The sequence below is a fragment of the Polynucleobacter sp. UB-Piko-W3 genome (assembly GCF_018881635.1).
GTDB lineage: Bacteria > Pseudomonadota > Gammaproteobacteria > Burkholderiales > Burkholderiaceae > Polynucleobacter.
Window position 1 is genome coordinate 1685308 of the sequence record NZ_JACVPY010000002.1, and the last position, 23598, is coordinate 1708905.

24 protein-coding genes are annotated in these 23598 nt (G+C 46.1%); 16 read left to right on the forward strand and 8 right to left on the reverse strand.

Annotated features, from left to right (window positions below; all coding sequences use genetic code 11):
• Nucleotides 1-73: 73 nt before the first annotated feature.
• The 5 genes from mnmE to rpmH are packed head-to-tail and all read right to left on the reverse strand — an operon-like array spanning nucleotide 74 to nucleotide 3894.
• Entirely contained in the window at nucleotides 74-1429 is a 1356-nt protein-coding gene (gene mnmE, locus ICN31_RS08950; protein ID WP_216260877.1) for a tRNA uridine-5-carboxymethylaminomethyl(34) synthesis GTPase MnmE, read from the reverse strand.
• 41 nt (nucleotides 1430-1470) lie between these two features.
• Nucleotides 1471-3183 (reverse strand): membrane protein insertase YidC, encoded by a 1713-nt coding sequence (gene yidC / locus ICN31_RS08955; protein ID WP_216260563.1) that lies wholly within the window; start codon nucleotides 3181-3183, stop codon nucleotides 1471-1473.
• Between the two features lie 15 nt (nucleotides 3184-3198).
• Entirely contained in the window at nucleotides 3199-3432 is a 234-nt protein-coding gene (yidD, locus tag ICN31_RS08960) for a membrane protein insertion efficiency factor YidD (protein WP_216260565.1), read from the reverse strand.
• A gap of 1 nt (nucleotide 3433) precedes the next feature.
• Nucleotides 3434-3751, reverse strand: coding sequence for a ribonuclease P protein component (rnpA, locus tag ICN31_RS08965; RefSeq protein ID WP_255530953.1), 318 nt, complete (start codon nucleotides 3749-3751; stop codon nucleotides 3434-3436).
• Nucleotides 3752-3759: 8 nt separating this feature from the next.
• On the reverse strand, nucleotides 3760-3894 hold the full coding sequence (gene rpmH / locus ICN31_RS08970; protein WP_082784010.1) for a 50S ribosomal protein L34: 135 nt from the start codon (nucleotides 3892-3894) through the stop codon (nucleotides 3760-3762).
• 223 nt (nucleotides 3895-4117) lie between these two features.
• Here rpmH and dnaA point away from each other — a divergent pair, with 223 nt between their 5' ends.
• From dnaA to ICN31_RS09020, 10 genes are all read left to right on the forward strand, one after another.
• A complete protein-coding gene (gene dnaA / locus ICN31_RS08975; protein ID WP_216260567.1) occupies nucleotides 4118-5545 on the forward strand; it encodes a chromosomal replication initiator protein DnaA in 1428 nt (475 codons plus the stop codon).
• Nucleotides 5546-5808: 263 nt separating this feature from the next.
• On the forward strand, nucleotides 5809-6924 hold the full coding sequence (gene dnaN / locus ICN31_RS08980; protein ID WP_216260570.1) for a DNA polymerase III subunit beta: 1116 nt from the start codon (nucleotides 5809-5811) through the stop codon (nucleotides 6922-6924).
• A gap of 11 nt (nucleotides 6925-6935) precedes the next feature.
• A complete protein-coding gene (gene gyrB, locus ICN31_RS08985; RefSeq protein WP_216260571.1) occupies nucleotides 6936-9434 on the forward strand; it encodes a DNA topoisomerase (ATP-hydrolyzing) subunit B in 2499 nt (832 codons plus the stop codon).
• 2 nt (nucleotides 9435-9436) lie between these two features.
• Nucleotides 9437-9931: an SET domain-containing protein gene (locus tag ICN31_RS08990; RefSeq protein ID WP_216260572.1), complete on the forward strand. Its 495-nt coding sequence runs from the start codon at nucleotides 9437-9439 to the stop codon at nucleotides 9929-9931.
• Between the two features lie 14 nt (nucleotides 9932-9945).
• Complete coding sequence (locus ICN31_RS08995) at nucleotides 9946-10170, forward strand: DUF3717 domain-containing protein (protein WP_216260573.1); 225 nt, start codon at nucleotides 9946-9948, stop codon at nucleotides 10168-10170.
• Nucleotides 10171-10267: 97 nt separating this feature from the next.
• Complete coding sequence (locus ICN31_RS09000; protein WP_216260883.1) at nucleotides 10268-11029, forward strand: ATP-binding cassette domain-containing protein; 762 nt, start codon at nucleotides 10268-10270, stop codon at nucleotides 11027-11029.
• On the forward strand, nucleotides 11026-11730 hold the full coding sequence (locus ICN31_RS09005; RefSeq protein ID WP_216260574.1) for an ABC transporter ATP-binding protein: 705 nt from the start codon (nucleotides 11026-11028) through the stop codon (nucleotides 11728-11730). The genes ICN31_RS09000 and ICN31_RS09005 overlap by 4 nt, the downstream gene beginning before the upstream one ends.
• Nucleotides 11731-11760: 30 nt before the next feature.
• Nucleotides 11761-12957 carry an ABC transporter substrate-binding protein gene (locus ICN31_RS09010; RefSeq protein WP_216260575.1) on the forward strand — a complete coding sequence of 399 codons (1197 nt, stop codon included), beginning with the start codon at nucleotides 11761-11763 and terminating at the stop codon, nucleotides 12955-12957.
• A 2-nt stretch (nucleotides 12958-12959) separates the two neighbouring features.
• Nucleotides 12960-13844 carry a branched-chain amino acid ABC transporter permease gene (locus ICN31_RS09015; protein ID WP_216260576.1) on the forward strand — a complete coding sequence of 295 codons (885 nt, stop codon included), beginning with the start codon at nucleotides 12960-12962 and terminating at the stop codon, nucleotides 13842-13844.
• On the forward strand, nucleotides 13841-14800 hold the full coding sequence (locus tag ICN31_RS09020; protein WP_216260578.1) for a branched-chain amino acid ABC transporter permease: 960 nt from the start codon (nucleotides 13841-13843) through the stop codon (nucleotides 14798-14800). Before ICN31_RS09015 ends, ICN31_RS09020 begins: the two co-directional genes overlap by 4 nt.
• Nucleotides 14801-14802: 2 nt before the next feature.
• Here ICN31_RS09020 and ICN31_RS09025 read toward each other — a convergent pair whose 3' ends face one another.
• From ICN31_RS09025 to ICN31_RS09035, 3 genes are read right to left on the reverse strand one after another with little or no spacing between them, the layout of a single operon-like run.
• A complete protein-coding gene (locus ICN31_RS09025) occupies nucleotides 14803-15810 on the reverse strand; it encodes a phosphotransferase family protein (protein WP_216260580.1) in 1008 nt (335 codons plus the stop codon).
• 13 nt (nucleotides 15811-15823) lie between these two features.
• Nucleotides 15824-16594, reverse strand: coding sequence for an SDR family NAD(P)-dependent oxidoreductase (locus tag ICN31_RS09030; RefSeq protein WP_216260582.1), 771 nt, complete (start codon nucleotides 16592-16594; stop codon nucleotides 15824-15826).
• Nucleotides 16591-17763: an acyl-CoA dehydrogenase family protein gene (locus tag ICN31_RS09035; protein WP_216260584.1), complete on the reverse strand. Its 1173-nt coding sequence runs from the start codon at nucleotides 17761-17763 to the stop codon at nucleotides 16591-16593. The genes ICN31_RS09030 and ICN31_RS09035 overlap by 4 nt, the downstream gene beginning before the upstream one ends.
• Nucleotides 17764-17855: 92 nt before the next feature.
• Here ICN31_RS09035 and ICN31_RS09040 point away from each other — a divergent pair, with 92 nt between their 5' ends.
• The 6 genes from ICN31_RS09040 (at nucleotide 17856) to ICN31_RS09065 (ending at nucleotide 23575) form a co-directional block, all read left to right on the forward strand.
• Entirely contained in the window at nucleotides 17856-18659 is an 804-nt protein-coding gene (locus ICN31_RS09040; protein ID WP_216260586.1) for a TSUP family transporter, read from the forward strand.
• A gap of 107 nt (nucleotides 18660-18766) precedes the next feature.
• Nucleotides 18767-20686: a tRNA uridine-5-carboxymethylaminomethyl(34) synthesis enzyme MnmG gene (mnmG, locus tag ICN31_RS09045; protein WP_216260587.1), complete on the forward strand. Its 1920-nt coding sequence runs from the start codon at nucleotides 18767-18769 to the stop codon at nucleotides 20684-20686.
• Entirely contained in the window at nucleotides 20683-21351 is a 669-nt protein-coding gene (gene rsmG / locus ICN31_RS09050) for a 16S rRNA (guanine(527)-N(7))-methyltransferase RsmG (RefSeq protein ID WP_216260589.1), read from the forward strand. Before mnmG ends, rsmG begins: the two co-directional genes overlap by 4 nt.
• Nucleotides 21352-21367: 16 nt before the next feature.
• Nucleotides 21368-22138, forward strand: coding sequence for a ParA family protein (locus tag ICN31_RS09055; RefSeq protein ID WP_088525582.1), 771 nt, complete (start codon nucleotides 21368-21370; stop codon nucleotides 22136-22138).
• Nucleotides 22139-22160: 22 nt separating this feature from the next.
• Nucleotides 22161-23054: a ParB/RepB/Spo0J family partition protein gene (locus ICN31_RS09060; protein ID WP_216260591.1), complete on the forward strand. Its 894-nt coding sequence runs from the start codon at nucleotides 22161-22163 to the stop codon at nucleotides 23052-23054.
• Nucleotides 23055-23086: 32 nt separating this feature from the next.
• The gene (locus ICN31_RS09065; RefSeq protein WP_370624315.1) at nucleotides 23087-23575 is read left to right on the forward strand and encodes an ATP synthase subunit I; all 489 of its coding nucleotides are present in this window, start codon (nucleotides 23087-23089) and stop codon (nucleotides 23573-23575) included.
• Nucleotides 23576-23598 lie beyond the last annotated feature (23 nt).

Consider the following 23598-nt stretch of genomic DNA (forward strand, 5'->3'; position numbering starts at 1 on the left):
AATTTAATTTTTTAATCCAACAATTTTATCATTTTGGGGATATTTGGCCCTTTAAGCGACGGCAAAAAGGCCCTTATTTGCCAATACAGAATTGACTAAAAATTTTGCCTAAAAGGTCGTCTGGGAGCAATTTTCCAGTGATTTGTCCAAGGTGATTTTGTGCTAAAAACAGCTCTTCAGCGAACAATTCTAGCGAACTGTTGCCATTTGCAGCGAACTGCTCCGATCTTGTAATATGCTCCGATGCTCGCTCCAGGCAGTCTAAATGCCTTCGTCTAGCGACAATTACCCCTTCTTGTGAGCCATTCCAGCCTACTATCTCTAATATCCTCCGTTTTAAGGCCTCAACCCCATCGCCAGTCTTGGCTGAAATGCAAATAGCGTCTTTTGGAGGGGCAACAGAGCCTGATGCCATCAAATCTGATTTATTAAGCACCTCTAAAACGGGGCACTTTGGGGGCAGCACTCGCAGAATTTGTTCTTTCAGGCCATCCTCACCAGAGCTGGGGTCGGTCAAAAAAATGACGAGGTCTGCCAAACGAATGGCATCCCAGGATCTTTCAATGCCTTTTGCTTCGACCAAGTCATCCGTTTCTCGCAAGCCGGCTGTATCGATAATGTGCATCGGTACGCCCTGGATGGTAATGCTTTCCTTCACCCGATCACGTGTAGTGCCCGCAATGGGGGTGACAATTGCCACCTCTTCGCCAGCAAGCCTATTGAGCAAAGAGCTCTTCCCCACGTTGGGGGCGCCTGCCAAAACCAGCTGAATGCCGTCGCGCAAAATTTTTCCCTGCTTAGCTTCACTGCGTAAGGTCTGTAGTTTTTGTTTAACTGCGGCCAAACGTTCGTGTGCTTGCGCATTCTCCAAAAACTCAATTTCTTCTTCGGGAAAATCTAAGGTAGATTCAACCAAAATACGTAACTGTGTAATTTCTTCGATTAGATCGTTAATGCTCTCTGAAAAGATGCCCTGCAGTGATCTGGCGGCACCACGCACTGCAGCCTCGCTCTGTGCATCAATTAAATCAGCAATCGCTTCGGCCTGGGCTAAATCAATTTTGTTATTCAAATAAGCGCGAAGTGTAAATTCGCCAGGCTCTGCAATCACCAAGCCCTCTGCTTTGCCGAGCTCGAGGCACCTCTTCATTACTAGCTCGAGAAGTTGTGGTCCACCATGACATTGCAGCTCTAAAACATCTTCACCCGTATATGATGCTGGCGCTACAAAATAAATCGCAATGAGTTGGTCGATAGTTTGACCGCCAGCATCACGTAAGGTGAGCAAGTTTGCTTGTCGCGGAGAAAGTACTTTTTGAAAAAGTGCTTTTGTAATTGCGCTTAGGTTTTGTCCACTAATGCGCACAACCCCAACACCCGCCTTACCCGGAGCGGTAGCTACAGCAATGATGGGCAACTTTCTGGTCATCATTGCTGTGCCTTTTTCATTGAATGCTATGCCATCAAAAATTACTTGGCTTCTTTTTTTCCGAACATTTGGTTAATCTGCCATTGCTGTGCAATCGACAACAGGTTATTCACCACCCAGTACAACACTAAGCCAGCCGGGAAGAAAAAGAACATCACCGAAAATATGATTGGCATGTACATCATCACCTTAGCCTGAATAGGATCAGGTGGCGTTGGATTGAGTTTGGTTTGCACATACATCGAAATAGCCATGATGATCGGCAAAATTCCGACCGGGAAGTGCTGCGTAAAGCCCAAGAGGTCACTAATTGAAGTATCTGGCAAAGATAGGTCGTGTACCCACAAGATCCAAGGGGCGCCACGCAGCTCAACGGAAGACAACAACACCCAATACAAAGCAATAAATACTGGGATCTGAACCACCACCGGCAAACATCCTCCTAGTGGATTGATTTTCTCTTTGCGATACATCTCCATCATCGCTTGATTTAACTTCTGAGGGTCGCCCTTATATTGGTCTCTCATGGCCATTAGTCGTGGCTGCACTTCTTTCATGCGCGCCATAGATTTATAGCTTGCGGCCGAGAGAGGGAAGAATACTAGCTTGATCAAAACTGTGAGGAGAATAATTGACCAACCCCAATTGCCAACATAGCCATGGATTTTTTCCAAGAGCCAAAAAATGGGTTTTGCCAAAATGGTCAGGTAACCGTAATCTTTAAGTAACTCAAAGCCGGGAGCAATCGTTTCTAGAACACTTTCCTCTTGTGGTCCAACGAAGAGGCGGGATTTTTCAACAACCGTTGAGCCTTGAGCGACTACACCAAGCGGTGTTTGCATGCCTATGCGATATAGGCCGTTATCAATTTTTCCAGCATAAATATCGCGTGCAAATTTATCACTTGGAATCCATGCGCCAGCAAAATAATGCTGCACCATTGCAATCCAGCCCGGATCTCCGGCAGGGACTTGGGTTGGGGTAGTGATTTTATTTTTATCAATCGCTGTAAATTCTAGTTTGTTGAATTTTTCTTTGTCGGTATAAACAGCCGGGCCAGTAAATGTGCTTGCTGAAAAAGCGCCATCAAACGGGCCAATTTTTTGCTCTTGACTACCGTCGCGCACTAGCTCTGTGTAGAGAACCAAGGGAGTAGCGTTACTGCTTGACTGGGTAACGCGGTGATCAACCTCAACAACATAACTTCCAGCATTGAGGCTGAAAGTTTTTTCTAACCTAACCCCGTTGCGATCGCTAGCAAGTGTAAGAAAAGGTCGTCCAGCACCGTCTTTACCAGACTGGGTTAACTTGAATGTGCTGGTGTGGTTTGGCAAATCATTGTTATTGAGAGAAATCAAGCCAGAGCGTGCAAAATATTTGTGGTTTGGTGTGTATTGAAATAGCTCAATCAGTTTATTTTCTGCGGTCAACGCTTTCAGCAATTTTGCGTCGATGACATTAGCGCCATTTGCACTAATTTCTAATACCAATACATCATTTTTTAATGTGAATTTCTCGGCGCCCTCAATTGGGCCCGAAGCAACAGCGGGTGTTGCGGTGATTACTGGCGCACCCGATATTTGAGTTGGTAGATCTGCCTTGTTATTTCTGGTGGGCTTTTCGGAAGGCGCTGGTGCACTGGCGGGCGTTCCGCCAAATAAAGATGGTTTGCCCTCATAAACCTGCCAATTGCTATAGAGCATTAGGCCCGACATCGAGAACACTGCCCAAAGAATTGTTTTTTTAAAGTCCATTTGCATTCACTTAAATTAATGAGTTGTTTGTTTTACCGCAGGATCATAACCACCGTGTGACCATGGGTTACAGCGCAGAATGCGCCAAACAACCAGGCCTAAGCTTTTAATAAATCCATAATGATTGAAGCAGTCGCAGGCATATTGAGAGCAACTTGGTACATATTTACAATGCATACCTAGGTAGGGGCTCAAAGCCAGTTGATAAATTTTTACCAGCTTTGTTGCGGCATTGTTTAAAAATCGCACTTTAAATTAACCCCAAGATCTGACAGCGCAGAAGTTCTTTTTCTTTTTTTCTGAGCTTGCCCCGAGTTTGGCGACCAATTGGTTTTTTTAGCCTGACCACCACATCTTTGTTTAGGGTGTTGGCTTGCGCAGTCCAAACTAGCTCGCGAATCATTCTCTTTAGGCGGTTGCGGTCAACCGCTCTTTTTGCTAATTTTTTAGCTACCGCAACACCTAAATCTGGTTTGCACCCCTCTTGAATGGGCGCAACATACATACCCCAAAACAAACTCGTTTTAGGGTGTATTTTTAATAATTCAGAAATCCTGGCGCTATTCAATGGCTAAATTAAACGGCCAAACGCTTGCGGCCTTTTGCACGGCGTGCGTTTAATACTGCGCGGCCGCTTTTGGTTTTCATACGAACACGAAAACCGTGTGTACGCTTACGACGTGTTACTGATGGTTGGTAGGTTCTTTTCATGATATATCCCGGGAAAACCAATTATTTTCCTTGTTGCAGAGCAAAAGGTCAATCTATCTCGATGAATATATAGGTGTTTTTCACTATTTTGCTTCTGTTTTTTGCTTAAACCATTAATTTATATATCTTTTTTGGCTTTATACACAAGTTATCCACAGTTTTTCCACGTTTTTGTTGCTTGTGGATAACTTTGTAGCCTCGCTACAATGGATCCTCTAAAAATATGAGCAACTTACAAAATCCCGCCGCCTTGAATTCAATCAACCCCTTGGGTTTTTGGGATGGCGCTGTTAGCGCGCTCTCCCGCGAGCTATCGCCCCAGCAGTTTAAAACATGGATTCAGCCCCTAACACTCGTATCTTTTGATGAGAGTGGCCACTCACTAACCATTGGCGCCCCAAACAGATTCAAGCTTGATTGGATTAAGAAAACATTCGCAGACCGCTTCCAAGAGCTGGCCACACAGTACTTTGGCCTGCCCATAAATGTTAGTTTTGTCCTCGACCTTGAGGCGGGCACCCCCTCGGTTGTGGCTCCAGCAGCGCCGGAGGTCTCGGCGCCTGCAGCCCAACAAAATAGCGTGGTCGATACTGCCGCCTCATTGGATGAGGGTGCGTTTGAAATTGAAGATCACTCAAAACTTAACCCCAACCTTACCTTTGAAACCTTTGTTACCGGTAAAGCAAACCAGCTTGCCAGGGCGGCATCAATTCAGGTTGCGCATAACCCCGGTAGCTCATACAACCCCATGTTTTTATATGGTGGGGTAGGGCTTGGCAAGACCCACCTAATTCATGCAATTGGCAACCACCTTTTAAAAGAGAAGCCCAACGCCCGCATTCGCTATATACATGCCGAACAATATGTCTCAGATGTGGTGCGCGCTTATCAACAAAAAGCGTTTGATCGCTTTAAGCGCTACTACCACTCGCTAGACCTTTTATTAATTGACGATATTCAATTTTTTAGCGGTAAGTCGAGAACTCAAGAAGAGTTTTTCTATGCCTTTGAGGCACTGCTTAGCAACAAGGCCCAAGTCATCATTACCAGTGATACCTACCCAAAAGAAATGGCTGGTATTGATGATCGCTTAATTTCGCGCTTTGATTCTGGTTTGACGGTAGCGATTGAGCCGCCAGAACTGGAAATGCGAGTTGCTATTTTGATGAAAAAGGCAATTAGTGAGGGCATCCCCATGAGTGAGGATGTTGCTTTCTTTGTGGCGAAGCATTTGCGTTCAAACGTGCGCGAGCTTGAGGGTGCGCTGCGAAAGATATTGGCCTTTGTTCGCTTTCACGGGCGCGAGGTCACCATTGAGGTTGCTAGAGTGGCACTGAAGGACCTCCTCTCAATACAAAACCGTCAAATATCTGTCGAAAATATTCAAAAGTCTGTTGCTGATTTTTACAGCATTAAAGTTGCTGATATGTACTCGAAAAAGCGGCCTGCCAATATTGCGCGCCCACGCCAAATCGCCATGTTTATGGCCAAAGAGTTGACCCAAAAAAGCCTTCCAGAGATTGGCGAGCTTTTTGGTGGCAGGGACCACACGACTGTTTTGCATGCGGTTCGCAAGATAGCGGAGGAGAGGGCCCATGATGGGCAGCTAAACCATGAAATTCATGTTATTGAACAAACCTTAAAGGCTTAGTTTTTACTTGTGGATAAGGGTGTGGATAAGCCATAGGATAAGTTTGGGGATTGCATGTGGATAAGTTGTGGAAAGTCCGGGCTTCATGCAAAAATAGGATGTTGAAAGAAAGTTGTTCACTTTTTATGCGGTACTTATACAGGGGTTTTCCACAGGTTTTTTGTCTTTCAATGCGCTGATTTATATGGCTTTTTTGACTTATCCACTAAAATAAGAAGCCTTATTACTACTACTAATAAGATATATACAAGGATTTAAAAGCAATGCAACTCGTTAACACTTCTCGCGATAACTTACTAAAACCCCTGCAGGTTGTTAGTGGAATTGTTGAACGTAGACACACGCTGCCAATTTTGGCAAACCTACTATTTAAAAAAAGTGGTGAAAAAGTTTCTTTTATCTCAACTGATATTGAAATTCAAATCACCACGAACGCAAATTTTGGTGTTGGTACAGAAGAGGCAACAACAACGGTTGCCGCCAGAAAACTGCTTGATATTTTGCGCGCACTCCCAGAGGGCCCAGTTTCTCTTAACCTAAAAGACAACCGCATGGTTGTTCAGAGCGGCAAAAGCCGTTTCTCACTCCAAACTCTATCGGCCGCTGAGTTTCCAGTAATGCAAAGTGTTGGTGAAGTTACTGCTACGTGGAAGATGTCGCAAAAAAGTTTTCGTCAGCTCATTAGCCAGGTTCATTTTTCGATGGCGCAGCAGGACATTCGTTACTACCTAAATGGAATGTTGTTAGTTGTAGAGGGTAAGGAGGTTGTGGCGGTTGCAACAGATGGCCACCGTCTTGCCTACTCCCAAGTTGAATTAGCCGAGGCACCATCAGGCCTTGGGCAAAGACAGGAAATTATTATTCCTCGAAAAACTATTTTAGAGTGCCAACATCTTTTAGAGGATTCGGATGAGCCCTTGGAAATAAGCCTAACAACCAACCAGGTGAAGTTTGCGTTTGGAGACATTGAATTAATTTCTAAGTTAGTCGAAGGTAAGTTCCCGGACTTCCAAAGAGTTATCCCTAAGGGACACAAAAATACACTGGTTGTTGGTCGTGACGTATTGCAAGCAGCGCTTCAGCGCGCAGCTATTCTAACTACAGATAAATTTAAAGGTGTTCGCTTTTCTTTATCACCAAACCGTATCACCGTTCAATCTACTAATGCCGAACAAGAAGAGGCCCAAGAGGAGATTGAAACCGAGTACAGTGGCGAGACTGTAGAGATTGGCTTTAATGTAAGTTATTTATTGGATGTTTTATCTAATCTAAAGAACGAAAAAATTCAAATTAGTTTGGGCGATGCAAATAGTAGCGCCGTAATTACTCTGCCTGGCTCAGAGAGCTTTAAGTATGTCGTGATGCCAATGCGTATTTAACTTAGAAAAAAATGACTGAAGAAAAAAAAGTAGTAGAGCAGTACGGCGCCGCATCGATTCAAATCTTAGAGGGACTTGAGGCTGTACGTAAGCGCCCTGGAATGTATATCGGAGACACCTCCGACGGAACAGGATTACATCATCTAGTTTTTGAGGTTTTAGATAACTCGATTGACGAGGCCTTGGCTGGCTATTGCTCAGAAATTACCGTTGTTATTCAAACCGACAACTCTATCTCCATTGTTGATAATGGACGTGGCGTTCCAACCGGGATTAAATACGACGATAAGCATGAGCCAAAGCGCAGCGCGGCTGAAATTGTGATGACCGAGCTTCATGCGGGTGGTAAGTTTGACCAAAACAGCTACAAGGTTTCAGGCGGCCTGCACGGTGTGGGCGTAAGCTGTGTAAACGCATTGTCTAAATGGCTAAAACTCACCATTCGTCGCGACGGAAAAGCCCACTATATGGAGTTTGAGCGCGGCGTTATTAAAAATCGCAATATTCAAGAGGAGAACGGCGTTGCTGTATCTCCCATTACCGTTACAGGTGATACAGAGCTATCGGGAACAGAAGTTCATTTCTTGGCTGACGAGACCATTTTTGGAAACGTAGAGTTTCATTATGAAATTCTTGTAAAGCGCATTCGCGAACTTTCATTTTTAAATAATGGCGTACACATCAAACTAATTGATCAGCGCACGGGCCAAGAAGAAGACTTTGCCTTTTCGGGTGGAGTGAAAGGTTTTGTTGAGTACATCAACCAAACCAAAAACGTTTTACATCCCAACATTTTTTATGCGGAAGGTGTTCGCCCATCTGATCTTGGTGGACAAATTACCGCTGAAGTATCAATGCAGTGGAATGACAGCTTTAGTGAACAAGTGCTTTGTTTTACAAACAACATCCCTCAGCGCGATGGCGGCACACATCTAACAGGCCTGCGCGCAGCAATGACCCGCGTTATCAATAAGTATATTGATGAGCATGAGGTTGCTAAAAAAGCGAAGGTAGAAATTTCTGGTGATGACATGCGGGAAGGCTTAACTTGCGTTCTATCAGTCAAGGTGCCAGAGCCAAAATTCTCAAGCCAAACAAAAGATAAATTAGTTTCTAGTGAGGTTCGTGGGCCAATAGAAGAGATCGTTGCAGAGGCGCTTTCGGCATATTTGCAAGAGCGCCCAGCAGACGCAAAAATTCTTTGTGGAAAAATTGTCGACGCTGCACGAGCGCGCGAAGCCGCTCGCAAAGCTCGCGACATGACAAGACGCAAGGGTGTGTTGGACGGTCTTGGCCTTCCTGGAAAGTTGGCCGACTGCCAAGAAAAAGACCCCACCAAATCAGAGCTGTTTATTGTTGAGGGCGACTCCGCCGGCGGCTCCGCCAAGCAAGGGCGTGATCGTCGCTTTCAGGCAATTCTCCCCTTAAAAGGAAAAATCCTGAACGTAGAAAAGGCCCGCTTTGACAAAATGCTGGCGAGCCAAGAAGTTGTTACCTTAATTACCGTTCTCGGGACGGGCATCGGCATTGAAGAATATAAAGCGGACAAACTTCGCTATCACCGTATCATCATCATGACCGACGCTGACGTTGACGGTAGCCACATCCGCACACTGCTACTCACCTTCTTTTATAGGCAGATGCCGGAGTTAATTGAGCGCGGGCACATTTACATTGCGCAACCACCGCTTTACAAAGTGAAATTCGGTAAGAGCGAGCAATACATAAAAGATGATGTGGAGCTTAATCAACTCTTGCTAAAAATAGCACTAGAAACCGCTTCCCTACAAACACCTACCGGCGAAATAGTTGAGGGCGCTGCCTTAAACGAGCTGGCCAAACACTATCAAGTTATTCAATCAATTGTTGATCGCCTATCTCGCACAATCGACGAAGATGCGTTGAGGGCAATTGCCTCGGGCACCCAATTAAATTTAGATACTGAGAAATCTGCAAATGATTCTGCTGACCGCCTAAGGGTTGCTTTGGCAGCATCACTAAACCCGTTGGCTCTACCACCCGAAATCATTGTGCAAAAAGAGGATCGTACTGAGCGCTTTAGATTGTTGTTATCGCGGCGCATCCATGGCAACCTCAAGCTGTCATCAATTAATTCTGACTTTGTCCATGGGGATGATTATCAGAGTCTTGCTAATGCTGCCGCTGTTTTGTCGGGCAAAGTTTTGCCGGGCTCAAAAGTTCGTCGTGGCGATCCCGACAAGAATCAAAAAGAACAAACTATTGGCGACTTTAGGGCCGCATTCTCTTGGTTGTTGTCAGAGGCTGAGCGCGTTCTGAGTCGTCAACGCTATAAGGGCTTGGGCGAGATGAACCCATCGCAGCTGTGGGAAACCACCATGGATGCCAGCTCACGCACCTTATTACAAGTGAAGATCGAAGACGCTATTGCAGCAGATCAAGTCTTTACAACATTGATGGGGGATGAGGTTGAGCCTCGCCGAGCATTTATTGAAAAAAATGCACTCATTGCGCGCAACCTAGACGTTTAAATATGAAATCAAAAAAAATAACACCTCCCAAGGTGGATCGGTCTTCTATTGTTGTGAAATCCTCTCCCATTCATGGCAAGGGTGTTTTTGTAGCAAAGCCAATCAAAAAAGGTCAGGCCATTATTGAGTACAAAGGCGAGCGCATTAGTTGGAAGTTGGCGATCAAGCGCCACCCCCATGATAAAAAGGATCCAAACCATACCTTTTACTTTTCTTTGGATGATGGCCGTGTAATTGATGCAAAGTATGGCGGCAATGCTGCCCGCTGGATCAACCATTCTTGTAGGCCAATCTGCGAGACAAAAGAGGGTATTTATAAGGGAGAGCCCCGCGTCTTTATTTATGCCAAGCGCGATCTTAAGGTTGGTGAAGAGCTGTTTTATGATTACTCTCTCGACATAGAGGGCCGCATCACTAAGCAAATGAAAAAAGATTATGAGTGTCGCTGTGGTGCCAAGAAATGTCGTGGCACCATGCTTGCACTCAAGGGCAAGTAGGCGCCCAATAGCATATGTTGTATGTCAGCATTCAGGAGCTTGAGGCCGCAATTAATTATTGGCGCAGCCAGTCGCCCGCAGAGGGGGAAGAGCTGCGTTTGTGTTCCGAAGCTTCTGCCCTTGCAAAGCCCTATGCTCTAATGATCGTCCAAGGCTCCCAGCGCATCCCAATGGATGTTTTGGATAGCGCTGCACAAGTAGCAATTCAGGGCTTTCAAAAAATCACCAAAACCCCTTAATCAAACACCTTTATTTAGGGTTATCGCTATATAAGGCGAGGCCATCTTGGGTTATTCTCAACATCTTGCTCCGAAAGTGGGCAGAGGGCATGAGAGAGTGCAAGAAACAATACTAAAAACGATTGGACTGGGCAAATCTTTTAAGGGATTTTCTGCGGTCACCGACGTGAATTTGGATGTCACCAGGGGCACTATTCATGCCTTAATCGGCCCAAATGGAGCCGGTAAAACTACTTGCTTCAATTTACTCACTAAATTTTTAGAGCCCAGCAGCGGCCAAATTCTATTTAACGGCATGGATATTACAAGCGAGGCCCCAGCCCTAATTGCCCGCCGCGGAATAATTCGCTCTTTTCAAATTTCAGCAGTTTTCCCCCATTTAACCGTTTTAGAAAATGTTCGTGTTGCACTGCAGCGAGAGCTAGGTACAGAGTTCTATTTTTGGAGGTCTGGCGATTCCCTCAATGTTCTGAATGATCGCGCCCTAGAGCTTCTTCATGAGGTTGGCTTGGAGGAATTTGCGCACGAGCAAACCTTAAACCTGGCCTATGGGCGTAAGCGAGCACTCGAAATTGCAACCACCCTAGCCATGGAACCAGAGTTAATGCTCTTAGATGAGCCGACCCAAGGCATGGGGCATGAGGATGTAGAGCGCGTAACAGAGTTGATTAATCGTGTTGCTAAGGGCCGAACTGTTTTGATGGTTGAGCACAACATGAAAGTTGTTGCATCGATTGCTGATCGGATTACTGTGCTTCAGCGCGGAGCCGTTTTGGCAGAAGGCTCTTACCAAGAGGTTTCTAAAAATCCACTGGTAGTTGAGGCCTATATGGGCAGCCACGGGGGCGACAATTTATGAGTGGTATGGCGCTGGAGGTCAAAAATTTAGAGTCCTGGTATGGGGAGTCCCATATTTTGCATGGCGTCAACTTTGCAGTGCGCGACGGCGAGGTTGTTACGCTTTTAGGTAGAAATGGTGCGGGCAGAAGCACTATTCTTAAAACGATCTTAGGTATGACTAGTAGGCGCAAGGGCGTTATCAATATCTTTGGAGTGGACACCGTTGATCTCCCAACCTATCAAATTGCTCGACTGGGAATTGGTTATTGTCCAGAAGAGAGAGGAATTTTCGGCAGCCTAGACGCCCAAGAAAATCTACTGCTTCCACCAAAAGTTTCTTCTGGTGGAATGGAGTTAGAAGAAATTTACGAGATGTTTCCAAATCTTTATGAAAGGCGGAACAGTCCAGGCACCAGGCTTTCTGGAGGTGAACAGCAAATGTTAGCAATGGCTCGAATTTTAAGAACAGGCGCCAAACTTTTGTTGCTAGATGAGATCACCGAGGGGCTTGCACCTGTAATTGTCGAAAAGCTTGGAGAGGTAGTTTCTAAATTACGAAACAAGGGTTTTACGATTGTGTTGGTGGAGCAAAACTTTAGGTTTGCGGCTGAACTTGCAGACAGACATTATGTAGTGGAAAGTGGGTTGATAGTAGAGGTAGTTGAGAGAGCAGACTTAAAGGCGAAGGCCGAAGTCTTAAACGGGTATTTAGGCGTTTAGTTGAGTGTTTATTTTTAAAGGAAAAAAATAATGAAACGAACTTTAATTTCTATGGCAGTGGCGGCTTTGGCCGCAGTCTCTAGCGGTGCAAATGCGGCGGATCCATCTGCCGTCAAAATCGGCTTTATTACTGACATCTCTGGTTTATATTCAGACATTGATGGTCAGGGTGGTTTGGAGGCAATCAAGATGGCTATTGCCGACTTTGGTGGCAGTGTTTTAGGTAAAAAAATTGAAGTGGTTTCAGCCGACCACCAAAACAAAGCAGATATCGCCGCATCTAAAACTAGAGAGTGGATTGACCAGGATGGCGTTACCGTTGTCTTTGGTGGAACCAACTCTGGAACTGCGCTAGCAACCTCAAAGGTGGCCGCAGAGAAAAAACGCATTTACATCAATAACGGCGCCGGCACTTCTGCACTAACCAATGAACAGTGCACCCCATACACCATCCATTACACCTATGACACGGTTGCCTTAGCAAACGGTTCGGCTAAAGGGATGATGGATAAAGGCTTAAAGACTTGGTATTTTTTGACGGCTGACTACGCCTTCGGTTATGCCCTTGAGAAAGATGCAACTAACGTGATTAATGCCAGCGGTGGAAAAGTTTTGGGAACCTCCAAGCACCCACTAAATGCAAGCGATTTTTCATCTTATCTATTGCAGGCGCAGGCTTCAAAAGCTCAGGTTTTAGGCTTAGCGAACGCAGGTGGAGACACAATTAATTCCGTTAAGGCTGCCAATGAGTTTGGTATTACCAAAACCATGAAGATTGCTGGTTTGTTGGTATTTATTACTGATGTGCACGCAATTGGCATCCAAAATGCACAAGGCTTGCTTGCTACTGAGGCCTGGTATTGGGATCAGAATGACCAGACTCGCAAGTTTGCAAAACGTTTCTTCGAAAAAATGAAGCGCATGCCAACAATGGTACAGGCAGGAAATTATTCATCCACGATGACTTACTTGAATGCTGTTAAAGCGGCCGGCACCAGCGATTCAGACAAGGTGATGCAGCAATTACGTAAGGTCAAAATTAATGACATGTTTACAAAAAATGGATATATCCGCAAGGACGGAACTATGGTCCACGATATGTACCTGTATGAAGTTAAATCACCAAGCGAAGTTAAAAGCCCATGGGATTACTACAAGCTAGTCGCTACCGTGCCCGGCGAGAAAGCGTTTGCTCCAGAGGCCTATTCTCAGTGCGCCAATAAGTAATCTTGGAAATCTTCGGCCTTTCTATTTCTGCCCTGTTAAGCCAGCTCCTTTTGGGGCTGGTTAACGGCAGCTTTTATGCAATCCTCAGTTTGGGATTGGCGGTGATCTTTGGCCTTTTAAATGTCATCAACTTTTCACATGGCGCCATGTTTATGTTGGGCGCCATTGTAACTTGGATGGCCGGACAATATTTTGGAATCAACTATTGGGTGATGCTGATATTGGCACCAATTGTTGTTGGTTTGATTGGTATCGTGATTGAACGTTTGTTGCTAAGGCATTTGTATAAGCTTGATCATTTATACGGATTATTGTTGACTTTTGGTTTAACGCTTTTTATTGAAGGCGTGCTGCGCTCCATATATGGGGCCTCAGGCTTGTCTTACAGCGCTCCCGAGGCCTTGCGTGGCGCCACCGATTTAGGATTTATGGTTTTGCCAAACTATCGCGCATGGGTGGTGGTTGCCTCCCTAACGGTGTGTTTCGCCACTTGGTACGTGATAGAAAAAACCAGTATTGGCGCCTATTTGCGCGCTGGCACAGAAAACCCAACACTCGTTCAGGCATTTGGGGTGAACTTTCCTCTGATGACAACGCTGACTTATGGGTTTGGCGTGGCGCTCGCAGCTTTTTCAGGCGTACTCGCTGCGCCAATTATTCAGGTTTCGCCTTTGATGGGCTCTAACCTCATCATTGTTGTTTTTGCTGTGGTTGTGATCGGCGGCATGGGCTCCATCATGGGGTCAATTGTTACCGGCCTAGGATTGGGTTTGGTTGAGGGTTTGACTAAGGTGTTTTATCCAGAAGCTTCAAGCACTGTGGTGTTTGCGATCATGGTGATTGTTTTGCTCTTTAGGCCAGCAGGCCTGTTTGGGCGGGAAAAATGAAATCACTTAAGTTCTGGCTCTTTCTGGCAATTCTTGCTGTCGCAATAGCCGCACCATTTTTTGCTTATCCCATTTTCCTAATGAAGATTTTGTGCTTTGCACTTTTCGCGGCAGCATTTAATTTATTGTTGGGCTATACAGGGCTTTTATCTTTTGGCCACGCAGCATTTTTTGGTGGTGCGGGTTACTGTGCGGGATATTTGATGCGCGATATGGGTGTTGGCCCTGGCGGCGCAATCATTCTTGGTGTTTTATTTGCTGCGGCCTTGGGCGCCCTGATTGGTGGTCTTGCAATTAGAAGACAAGGTATTTACTTTTCTATGATTACTTTGGCCTTAGCGCAAATGTTTTACTTTATTTGCCTGCAAGCCCCAGCTTCTGGGGGTGAGGACGGTTTTCAAGGCATTCCAAGGGGCGAGCTGTTTGGCTTAATTGACTTACAGGCTGATTTGAATCTTTACTACTTTGTTTTAGCTACAGTGCTTGCTGGATTCTTATTCATTTCCAGAATCATTTCTTCCCCGTTTGGACAGATCCTAAAGGCGATTAAAGAAAACGAACCACGTGCAATATCTCTAGGCTATAACGTCAATCGCTTTAAGTTTTTAGTTTTTATTTTGTCTGCTGCGCTGGCCGGTTTGGCTGGAGCCGTTCAAGCTTTGGTGTTAGGTTTTGAGACGCTGACAGATGTGCACTGGTCAATGTCTGGCCTGGTTATTTTGATGACCTTGGTTGGTGGTGTTGGCACCCTGGCGGGCCCATTCGTTGGATCTCTGGTAATTGTGCTGCTGGAGCATAGAGTGGGTGAGATTGGAAACTTCTTGGCTCAAATTACTGGTGTTAATTGGTTTAACTCTTTGGGAGAATCCGTCACCATTGTTACGGGGCTGATCTTTGTTTTCTGTGTAATGGCCTTTCGCCGCGGCTTGGTCGGGATCTTTACTAAAAAGCAATAGCTTTACGGTTGGGCACAAGCCCAGCCGAGATCAGCAAGCGCGCCCGCTTTAGCCCCGTTTTCAATGGCATCGCTCGCATTGGCATTCCCATCCATCGCTCGCTTGGTAATGCCATGCAAAATTGCTGAAATTCGAAATAAGTTGTAGGCCATCAAAAACGGCCAACGCTCTGAAATCGATCTTTCCACTTGTTTTTCATACATAGCGATATATTCGGATTCACTAGGAATTCCCAAGCCAACCAAGTTGAGGCCTTGTATTCCGCGCCATAGGGTCGGCGGAATTCTCCAGGCCATGCATTGGTAGGCAAAGTCAGCCAGCGGGTTTCCAAGTGTAGAAAGCTCCCAATCTAAAACACCAATGATGCGTAAATCTGTTTTGTGAAAGATGAGGTTGTCCATTCGAAAGTCGCCATGGATTAGCGAGGTCTCATCTTCAGCCGGGATGTGCACAGGTAACCAGTCCATTAGCTTGTTAAGAGAATCGGGAATGGAAATGTTGGCTTCCCTTACCTGCCGAGACCAGCGCGCAATTTGCCTGGCAAAATAATTGCCAGGCTTGCCAAAGGTTTCTAATCCAAGCGACACATAATCTAGGCGATGTATAGCAGAGATAGTGTGATTCATTTGTTCGTAAATCTGATGGCGCTCACCGACCGCTAGGCCAGGCAAAGATTGGTCTGCAAAGACGCGCCCATCTAGATATTCCATGATAAAAAACGCAGTTCCAATAATGCTCTCATCATCACAATAAGCTAGCATTTGGGGAACGGGGACATCTGTAGCCGCCAGCGCTTTCATTACGCGATACTCTCGATCTACCGCATGTGCTGATGGCAATAAAATCCCACTCGGTTTTTTTCTAAGTACGTAATGGGAATTGCCATTACTAATTTTGAATGTCGGGTTTGATTGGCCGCCAGTTAATTGACTAAGTTCGATGGGGCCTTTGCATAGGCCTAACGTATTTAAGTGCTTACCAAGCGACTCTTGAAAAGAGGGGGTTTGCATAAGCAATTTGTATTTATAAGCCGTTAATCAGGTGGCCGCTATCTACCGCAATCGTTGCACCAGTCATTGCAGTGCTGGCATCAGAAGCTAGCAACAATAATGGCCCATTTAAATCTTCTAAATTATTGAAACGCCTCGACGGTATGCGCGCCAGAATTTTTTGTCCAGCCTCACTTTGGAGAAATTCGCGATTGAGGTCAGTAATCACATAGCCTGGTAACAAGGCATTGACTCGGATTTGATGGCGCGCTAATTCAAGTGCCATTACTTTTGTGAGCTGGACTACTCCCGCTTTTGAGATGACATAAGGAGCCACTCCACCGATAACCCTCTCTCCCAAGATAGAGGCAATATTGACAATATTACCTGGTGTATTAGCGGCGGCTAGGCGCCGTGCTGCTTCAGTAGCAACCAACCAAGAACCTTTCAGATTGGTATCGATTACTCGATCCCAATCTTCCTCAGTTTGATCAAGCAGTTTGCGATTGATACTGATGCCCGCATTGTTTATAACAATCGTTGGCAATGACCATTTCGCAAGTTCATCAAAACACTTCGTCACATTTTTTTTGCTCGTGACGTCTAATTCAAATGCTTTCGCTTGGCCACCCAATTGGGTAATGTCATCTACAACAGATTGCAGTTGATCTATGCGGCGTGATGCGATGGCTACCTTTGCGCCTGCTTGAGACAGCAAGATGGCGCAATGTTTACCAATGCCGCTAGATGCGCCTGTAATAAAGACTGTTTTATTATCTAAGCGAAACAGCTGGCCGATATTCATTGCTTGAGTTCTTTGTTTGCAATCATTTTTCGAGCCATGCTCCAGCGGTGTACCTCGCTTGGCCCATCATAAATTCGGAAGCCACGCATATCTTTAAAAATTTTCATCAAAGCTGTTTCACCGGTGACACCTTGGCCACCCAATATTTGTACGCAACGATCTACTACTCGCCACTCAGCCTCAGAGCAAATGACTTTAGCGCGACTAGACTCAAAATTGCAACGCTGCCCTTGATCCAAAAGCCAGGCGGTATGCCAAATGTTTAGTCGAGAGCTTTGCAGATCCATATCGTTATCTGCCAACATAAATCCAACACCCTCATGCTCGCCTAAAACTTTCCCAAACGCCTCTCTTTTCTTTGCGTAGGCAATTGCAATATCTTGGGCGCGTTGCGCTTGACCAAGCCAACGCATGCAATGGGTTAGCCTAGCAGGCGCTAAACGTACTTGGGCATTTTTAAAGCCCTTGCCAAGCTCGCCTAATATTTGTTTGGAAGAGACGCGTAAATTTTTAAACTGAAGAACGCCATGTCCGCCAACAAAGCAGCTATCCATCGCATCCATATTTCGAACAAGCTCAATACCCGGGGCATTCATGTCTGACAAAAACATAGTTGCAGAGCCGTCTTCACCGCGAGCCATGATGATGACAAAGTCAGCTCCATTGGCCCCAGTAATAAACCACTTTTGACCATTAATAAGATAGTCTTCACCATCTTTGATGGCTGTCGTCATGAGCATTGAAGGATCTGAACCGGCGCCGGGAGCGGGCTCTGTCATGGCAAAGCACGATCGAATTTTTCCTGCAACCAGGGGGCGAAGCCAACGCTCTTTTTGTTCTGGACTAGCGATTTCTTCCAGCAAATGAATGTTGCCTTCATCGGGTGCGTGGATATTCATCGCGGTTGGCCCTAACGAGGAGTAGCCCGCCTCCTCAAAAATGATGGCTTTTTCTACATGGCTTAAACCTAAACCGCCCATTTCAACTGAGGCATGGGGCGTCAGCAATCCCGCCTTGCGCGCTAACTCCATTAATTCTTTACGGAGACCCTCGTCGGGACCATGCTCATTTTGTCGCGGGTCTTTTTCGAACGGAATCACTTGATCGCGAATAAATGATCGTGTCCGATCCCGCAACCCTTCTAGTTTGGGCGTTAAAGAGAAGTCCATCGCTCGATTGTAATGGCAGGCAAATCCGAAACCACATCTACAATTTCCTATGACTAAAATACATTTTGAATAAGGCCGCCATGTAAGACCTTATGATTATTTTTTTGAATGAGTTTGTTATCGAATTTTCAATTTTCGTTTGGCCCTTGCTATTGGCGGCGGCTTTTTTTGCAGGCCTTGTCGATGCAGTGGCTGGCGGTGGCGGCTTAATTCAGGTCCCCGCTCTATTTACTGCTTACCCTAGCGAGCATCCCGCAACATTGCTTTCTACTAATAAAGTTTCTGCTGTTGGCGGAACTTTAAATGCTGCGCGAAAATATTTACGTCATGTTTCTCTGCCCTGGGCCGTTGTATTGCCTGCAATCGTGGCAGGTTTTGTGGGATCGCTATTAGGTGCTAGCGCCGTCAGCACTTTCCCGGCAGAGCCTTTACGAAAGGCGCTGCCCTTCGTTCTGCTTTTTCTTTTGCTTTACACCTGGTTTCAACCGTCGCTTGGTGAGGCCCACGCTCCCAAAGGCGAAAGTCGTTTTCAGCAATTTAAAGCCGCTGCACTTGGGTTAACTATTGGGTTTTACGATGGCTTCTTTGGTCCTGGCACCGGGAGCTTTTTACTTTTTGGCTTTGTAAGATTTTTTGCTTTTGACTTTTTGCATGCATCTGCTGCAACAAAGTTGGTAAACGTTGCAACAAACCTCGCGGCGATTTCCTTGTTGGCCAGCCTGGGGCAAATTAATTGGCCCCTCGGAATTGCCATGATGGTTGCCAATATCGTGGGAAGCCAATTCGGTAGCCGGCTGGCAATTCGACATGGAAGTGCTTTTGTGAGAAAAGCTTTTCTGGTAATTGTGAGTGCGTTAATTCTGAAGTCTGCATGGAATGCTTATTTCTTGAATTAAATCAAAGGCTTATAAAGACTAGTTTTAATTTGCTTATATTTTTGATGGCTTTTGTTTCACGTGAAACAAACAAAATGCTATGATCATCGCCCTATCTGAGGCAAATCATGCGTTATTCCAAAAGTTTCGATGTCATCGTAGTTGGCGGCGGTCATGCTGGGACTGAGGCCGCTTTAGCTGCGGCGCGCATGGGTTGCGATACTCTATTAATTACCCATAGCATTGAGAGCTTGGGCGCAATGAGCTGCAACCCTTCCATCGGCGGCATTGGTAAGGGCCACTTAGTTAAAGAAATTGATGCTATGGGCGGTGCCATGGCTGCAGCAACTGATGAGGCTGGAATCCAGTTTCGTATTCTTAACTCTAGCAAGGGACCTGCGGTAAGGGCAACGCGAGCCCAAGGGGACCGAATACTGTACAAGGCGGCTATACGTCGTTGCTTAGAGAATCAAGAAAACCTTACTCTTTTTCAGGCTGCAGTTGATGATCTTTTAGTTAAGGGCGATGAGGTTAGGGGTGTTGTAACTCAAATGGGCTTAGAGTTTATGGCCAAAAAGGTTGTCCTAACTGCGGGAACCTTTTTGGATGGAAAAATTCATGTTGGCTTAAATAATTATGCTGGTGGCCGCGCCGGTGATCCAGCAGCAGTTTCTCTGTCTGCACGATTAAAAGAGCTAAAGCTCCCACAGGGCAGGCTCAAGACTGGCACTCCACCCCGCATTGATGGTCGAACCATTAATTTCTCGGCCATGCTTGAGCAACCAGGAGATTTGGACCCAGTGCCAGTGTTTTCTTATTTGGGGCGTCCGGAGCAGCATCCAAAACAGGTGCCCTGCTGGATTTCTCATACCAACGAAAAGACCCATGACATTATTCGGGGTGGCTTAGATCGCTCGCCCATGTATACCGGATTAATTGAGGGGGTTGGCCCGCGTTATTGCCCTTCTATTGAGGACAAAATTCATCGTTTTGCCTCTAGAAATAGTCACCAGATCTTTTTGGAGCCAGAGGGCTTAACTACAAACGAGTTCTACCCCAATGGAATCTCGACTAGCTTGCCTTTTGATATTCAGTGGGATCTGGTCCGAAGTATTCGTGGCCTGGAGTCTGCGGTGATTGTTCGTCCTGGTTATGCGATTGAGTATGACTTCTTTGATCCCCGCCAGTTAAGCCACAGCCTAGAAACGAAGGCCATTGTTGGTCTTTACTTTGCTGGGCAGATTAACGGCACCACTGGCTATGAGGAGGCCGCAGCCCAAGGAATGCTGGCCGGCATTAACGCTGGACTTGCTGCCAAGGGTAAAGAGCCCTGGTTGCCTAAGCGAAGCGAATCTTACATTGGCGTATTAGTGGATGATTTAATTACTCGTGGGGTTCAGGAGCCCTATCGAATGTTTACTAGTCGAGCTGAGTATCGCCTTAGCTTGAGGGAAGATAACGCCGATATGCGCTTAACCCCTATTGGGCGCGACCTAGGCTTAGTTGATGATTACCGCTGGGAAGTATTTTGCAGGAAACAGGAGGCTGTTTCACGTGAAACATCTCGTCTGCAGGATATCTGGGTCGGGCCAAAGCATGAGGCTGCCCCCTTGGTTTCGGAGCTGTTGGGCCAAGATTTGTCGCATGAGTGCACCCTGACTGAGCTTTTGAGGCGCCCGGGTGTTACTTATGAGGCGATTACAGGCCTGGGCAATGGTTTATGGTCGCCCGGAACCTTGGATGACGATATTGGGCTTGCTGCACAAATTAGTGACCAGGTCGAGATTTCAGTGAAGTATCAAGGCTATATTGAGCGTCAAGCCCTTGAAATTGCCCGCCAAGAGCATAACGAGAGCTTTCCTCTCCCCGAGGCCCTGGATTACTCCCATGTATTGGGTCTATCCAAGGAAGTTCAACAAAAGTTGAATCAGCACAAGCCTGAAACATTGGGACAGGCCGGCAGGATTTCTGGGGTGACTCCAGCAGCACTCTCTTTGCTGCTCGTTCATCTGAAAAAAGGTTTGGGGCGCCCCCAAGAAACCACATGAGCCAAGGTTTGCTTGCTCTGGGAATTGAGGGCCTAGGTTTAAATTTAAGCGCGGCAAATATAACTGACTTAGAGCTTTTTCTGCAAGAAATGGGCCGCTGGAATCAGGTTCATAACCTTACTGCAATTGAGGGTGAAGCCGATTCTATTCAATTACATCTTATTGATTCTATTGCAGTTTTACCTGTTTTAAGGCAGTTTTTAAAAGCCCCCAACCCTAAAATTGCAGACCTTGGGTCGGGCGGCGGCTTACCCGCAATTCCGATTGCCATTGTTGAGCCAGAATGGCACCTCAGCTTAATCGAGGCAGTTAGAAAAAAAACCGCTTTTCTTCAGCATGCTCGAGGAAGGTTGAAGTTAAAAAACATCAATATTCTGAGTGAGCGAGTTGAAAATGCTGCAATGCATCAAAAAGGCCAATTCGATGCCGTAATTTCAAGGGCCTTTACTAGCCTTGCGCGCTTTTTAGAGCTTTCCCTGCCCTTTTTAAAGCCTGATGGACTTGTATTTGCAATGAAAGGCAAGCGTGCAGATGAAGAGATGCAAGAGGTTTGTATGAGTGATTGGCGTTTGTTAGCCGACGAGCCCTTACATATACCCAATTTATCAGTGGAGCGACGCATTTTGGTGTTGAGCCCCATGAGAAAATCACACCCCCCCCTTTAGAAAAAACACAACAGCCATGGCAAAAATATTCTGTATCGCAAATCAAAAAGGTGGCGTTGGTAAAACCACTACAGCTGTAAATTTGGCTGCTGGCTTGGCTGGACTGAAGCAGCGGGTATTGCTGGTTGACTTAGACCCGCAGGGCAATGCCACTATGGGTTCTGGGGTTGAAAAAGCAGATTTAAATAACAGCGTTTATCAGGTTTTGATTGGGCAAGCCAGAGTCAAAGATTGTGCGCAACGCTGCGAAAGCTCTGCTTACGATGTGTTGCCAGCAAATCGTGATTTGGCTGGTGCAGAAATCGAATTAGTAGATATCGATGCACGCGAATCACGTCTGAAAGATGCTTTAGCAGAAGTGGCCAATGATTACGATTTCATTTTGATTGACTGCCCCCCCGCACTGTCATTGTTAACGCTCAATGGATTGTGCGCAGCAAATGGCGTCATCGTTCCAATGCAGTGTGAATATTTTGCGCTCGAAGGTTTGTCAGATTTGGTGAACACGATTAAACAAGTGCATGCAAATTTGAATCCCGATTTAGCCATCATTGGTTTGCTACGTGTAATGTTTGATGCGCGTATGACATTGCAACAGCAAGTGTCCGATCAGTTGCTTGAACACTTCGGTGACAAAGTATTTAAGGCCATTATTCCCCGCAATGTGCGTTTGGCAGAAGCCCCATCCTATGGGCTTCCTGGGGTAGCTTTTGATCGTTCATCAAGAGGTGCAAAGGCGTATTTAGAGTTTGGCGCCGAGATGATCGAGCGCATCAAACATCTGTAACTTTTAGAAAGATTAAAACAGTATGGTTGCCATTAAGAAAAAAGGTTTGGGCAGAGGGCTAGAGGCGCTCCTCGGCGAAAAAACTCAGCAAGCAAACTCCACTACAGATATCAACCGTTTGCCATTGACCGCACTTCAGGCCGGCAAATATCAGCCCCGTCAAAAAATGGAGGCCAGTGCTTTGCAAGAATTAGCAGAAAGCATTCGTGAACAGGGCGTGATGCAGCCATTGTTAGTAAGGCTTGTAGCTCCAGGCAAGTACGAAATCATTGCTGGCGAGCGACGCTTTAGGGCGGCCTCTATTGCTGGACTGAAAGAGGTGCCCGTCTTAGTTTCTGGTGCAGATGATCAGGCAGCGGCGGCAATGGCTTTAGTTGAAAACATGCAGCGGGAGGATTTAAATCCTCTGGAAGAATCACAGGGCCTGGCAAGGCTGATTGAAGAGTTTGGTTTTACTCATGAGCAGGCTGCAAAAGCAGTAGGAAAATCTCGTAGCGCGATTACCAATTTATTGCGCTTAGCTCAGCTGGCAAAACCTGTTCAGGCGATGCTATTGGCTGGCGATATCGACATGGGCCATGCCCGTGCTCTGTTGCCATTGCCGGGCGCTAGCCAGGTTGCGCTAGCCCAAAGAATTGCCGCTCAAGGCCTATCGGTGCGCGAAGCGGAAAAAATGTCTGCGGCCTTAGCAATTGCCGGTGGTCAGATTGGGGATAAAAAGCCCAAAACCAAGGCAGGCGCTAGTGCGCCAAGCCGCGACCCTGATATGCGTCGTCTTTCACAAGAAATCGCTGATTTAATAGGATTAAACGTGGAATTTAAGTTTAAAGGTAGGGGCGGAGAGATCCGAATCGGCTTTAGTCAGTTTGATGAGCTTGATTCCTTATTAAAAAAGTTGGGTATTGAAGCTGCTTAGCAAGCTTTTGCCGGCCCGATGAAAAGTATTTTGTGAATAGAAAGCAGCTAATCAATAAGCGCGAATGGGACGAAGTTGAGAGCGATTCCCACAGGGCTCTCAGCAAGGAAGAAATGGACGCTTTGCGCAAGGCAAAGCCACGAAATTTCGCTTCATTAAATGGATGGTGGGTTGTTTTAGGTCAGGTGGCGATTACCCTACTAATTGCCGGTGCTTGCTTTGTTTTTTCGAGTCTAGCTGACAAAAGCGTTTATACTTATTCGGCTTTAGTAGGCGGTTTGATTGGATTTTTGCCTTCAGCGCTGTTTTTAATGCGAATAGAGGCGGCAAAGAAAAGCATCAAATCCAGCCCCGGCGGCTTTTTGGCGGCAGTGGTTTCTGGTGAATTTATCAAAATCCTAGCAACTATCGTTTTGTTCATAGGCTTTGCCCTAAAGCAGCCTGATTTGAAATGGATCCCGTTGCTTGTTACTTATTTAGCTACGCTTAAGTGTTATCTGTTGGCGTGGTTCTGGAAGTAGCAAGATGTATATAAACAAGGACA

Coding starts and splice junctions, on each gene's coding strand:
- mnmE (WP_216260877.1), bottom strand. CDS start 1,429: ATGACCAGAAAGTTGCCCATCATTGCTGTAGCTACCGCTCCGGGTAAG.
- yidC (WP_216260563.1), bottom strand. CDS start 3,183: ATGGACTTTAAAAAAACAATTCTTTGGGCAGTGTTCTCGATGTCGGGC.
- rpmH (WP_082784010.1), bottom strand. CDS start 3,894: ATGAAAAGAACCTACCAACCATCAGTAACACGTCGTAAGCGTACACAC.
- dnaA (WP_216260567.1), top strand. CDS start 4,118: ATGAGCAACTTACAAAATCCCGCCGCCTTGAATTCAATCAACCCCTTG.
- dnaN (WP_216260570.1), top strand. CDS start 5,809: ATGCAACTCGTTAACACTTCTCGCGATAACTTACTAAAACCCCTGCAG.
- gyrB (WP_216260571.1), top strand. CDS start 6,936: ATGACTGAAGAAAAAAAAGTAGTAGAGCAGTACGGCGCCGCATCGATT.
- ICN31_RS08990 (WP_216260572.1), top strand. CDS start 9,437: ATGAAATCAAAAAAAATAACACCTCCCAAGGTGGATCGGTCTTCTATT.
- ICN31_RS08995 (WP_216260573.1), top strand. CDS start 9,946: ATGTTGTATGTCAGCATTCAGGAGCTTGAGGCCGCAATTAATTATTGG.
- ICN31_RS09005 (WP_216260574.1), top strand. CDS start 11,026: ATGAGTGGTATGGCGCTGGAGGTCAAAAATTTAGAGTCCTGGTATGGG.
- ICN31_RS09010 (WP_216260575.1), top strand. CDS start 11,761: ATGAAACGAACTTTAATTTCTATGGCAGTGGCGGCTTTGGCCGCAGTC.
- ICN31_RS09020 (WP_216260578.1), top strand. CDS start 13,841: ATGAAATCACTTAAGTTCTGGCTCTTTCTGGCAATTCTTGCTGTCGCA.
- ICN31_RS09025 (WP_216260580.1), bottom strand. CDS start 15,810: ATGCAAACCCCCTCTTTTCAAGAGTCGCTTGGTAAGCACTTAAATACG.
- ICN31_RS09030 (WP_216260582.1), bottom strand. CDS start 16,594: ATGAATATCGGCCAGCTGTTTCGCTTAGATAATAAAACAGTCTTTATT.
- ICN31_RS09035 (WP_216260584.1), bottom strand. CDS start 17,763: ATGGACTTCTCTTTAACGCCCAAACTAGAAGGGTTGCGGGATCGGACA.
- ICN31_RS09040 (WP_216260586.1), top strand. CDS start 17,856: ATGATTATTTTTTTGAATGAGTTTGTTATCGAATTTTCAATTTTCGTT.
- mnmG (WP_216260587.1), top strand. CDS start 18,767: ATGCGTTATTCCAAAAGTTTCGATGTCATCGTAGTTGGCGGCGGTCAT.
- rsmG (WP_216260589.1), top strand. CDS start 20,683: ATGAGCCAAGGTTTGCTTGCTCTGGGAATTGAGGGCCTAGGTTTAAAT.
- ICN31_RS09055 (WP_088525582.1), top strand. CDS start 21,368: ATGGCAAAAATATTCTGTATCGCAAATCAAAAAGGTGGCGTTGGTAAA.
- ICN31_RS09060 (WP_216260591.1), top strand. CDS start 22,161: ATGGTTGCCATTAAGAAAAAAGGTTTGGGCAGAGGGCTAGAGGCGCTC.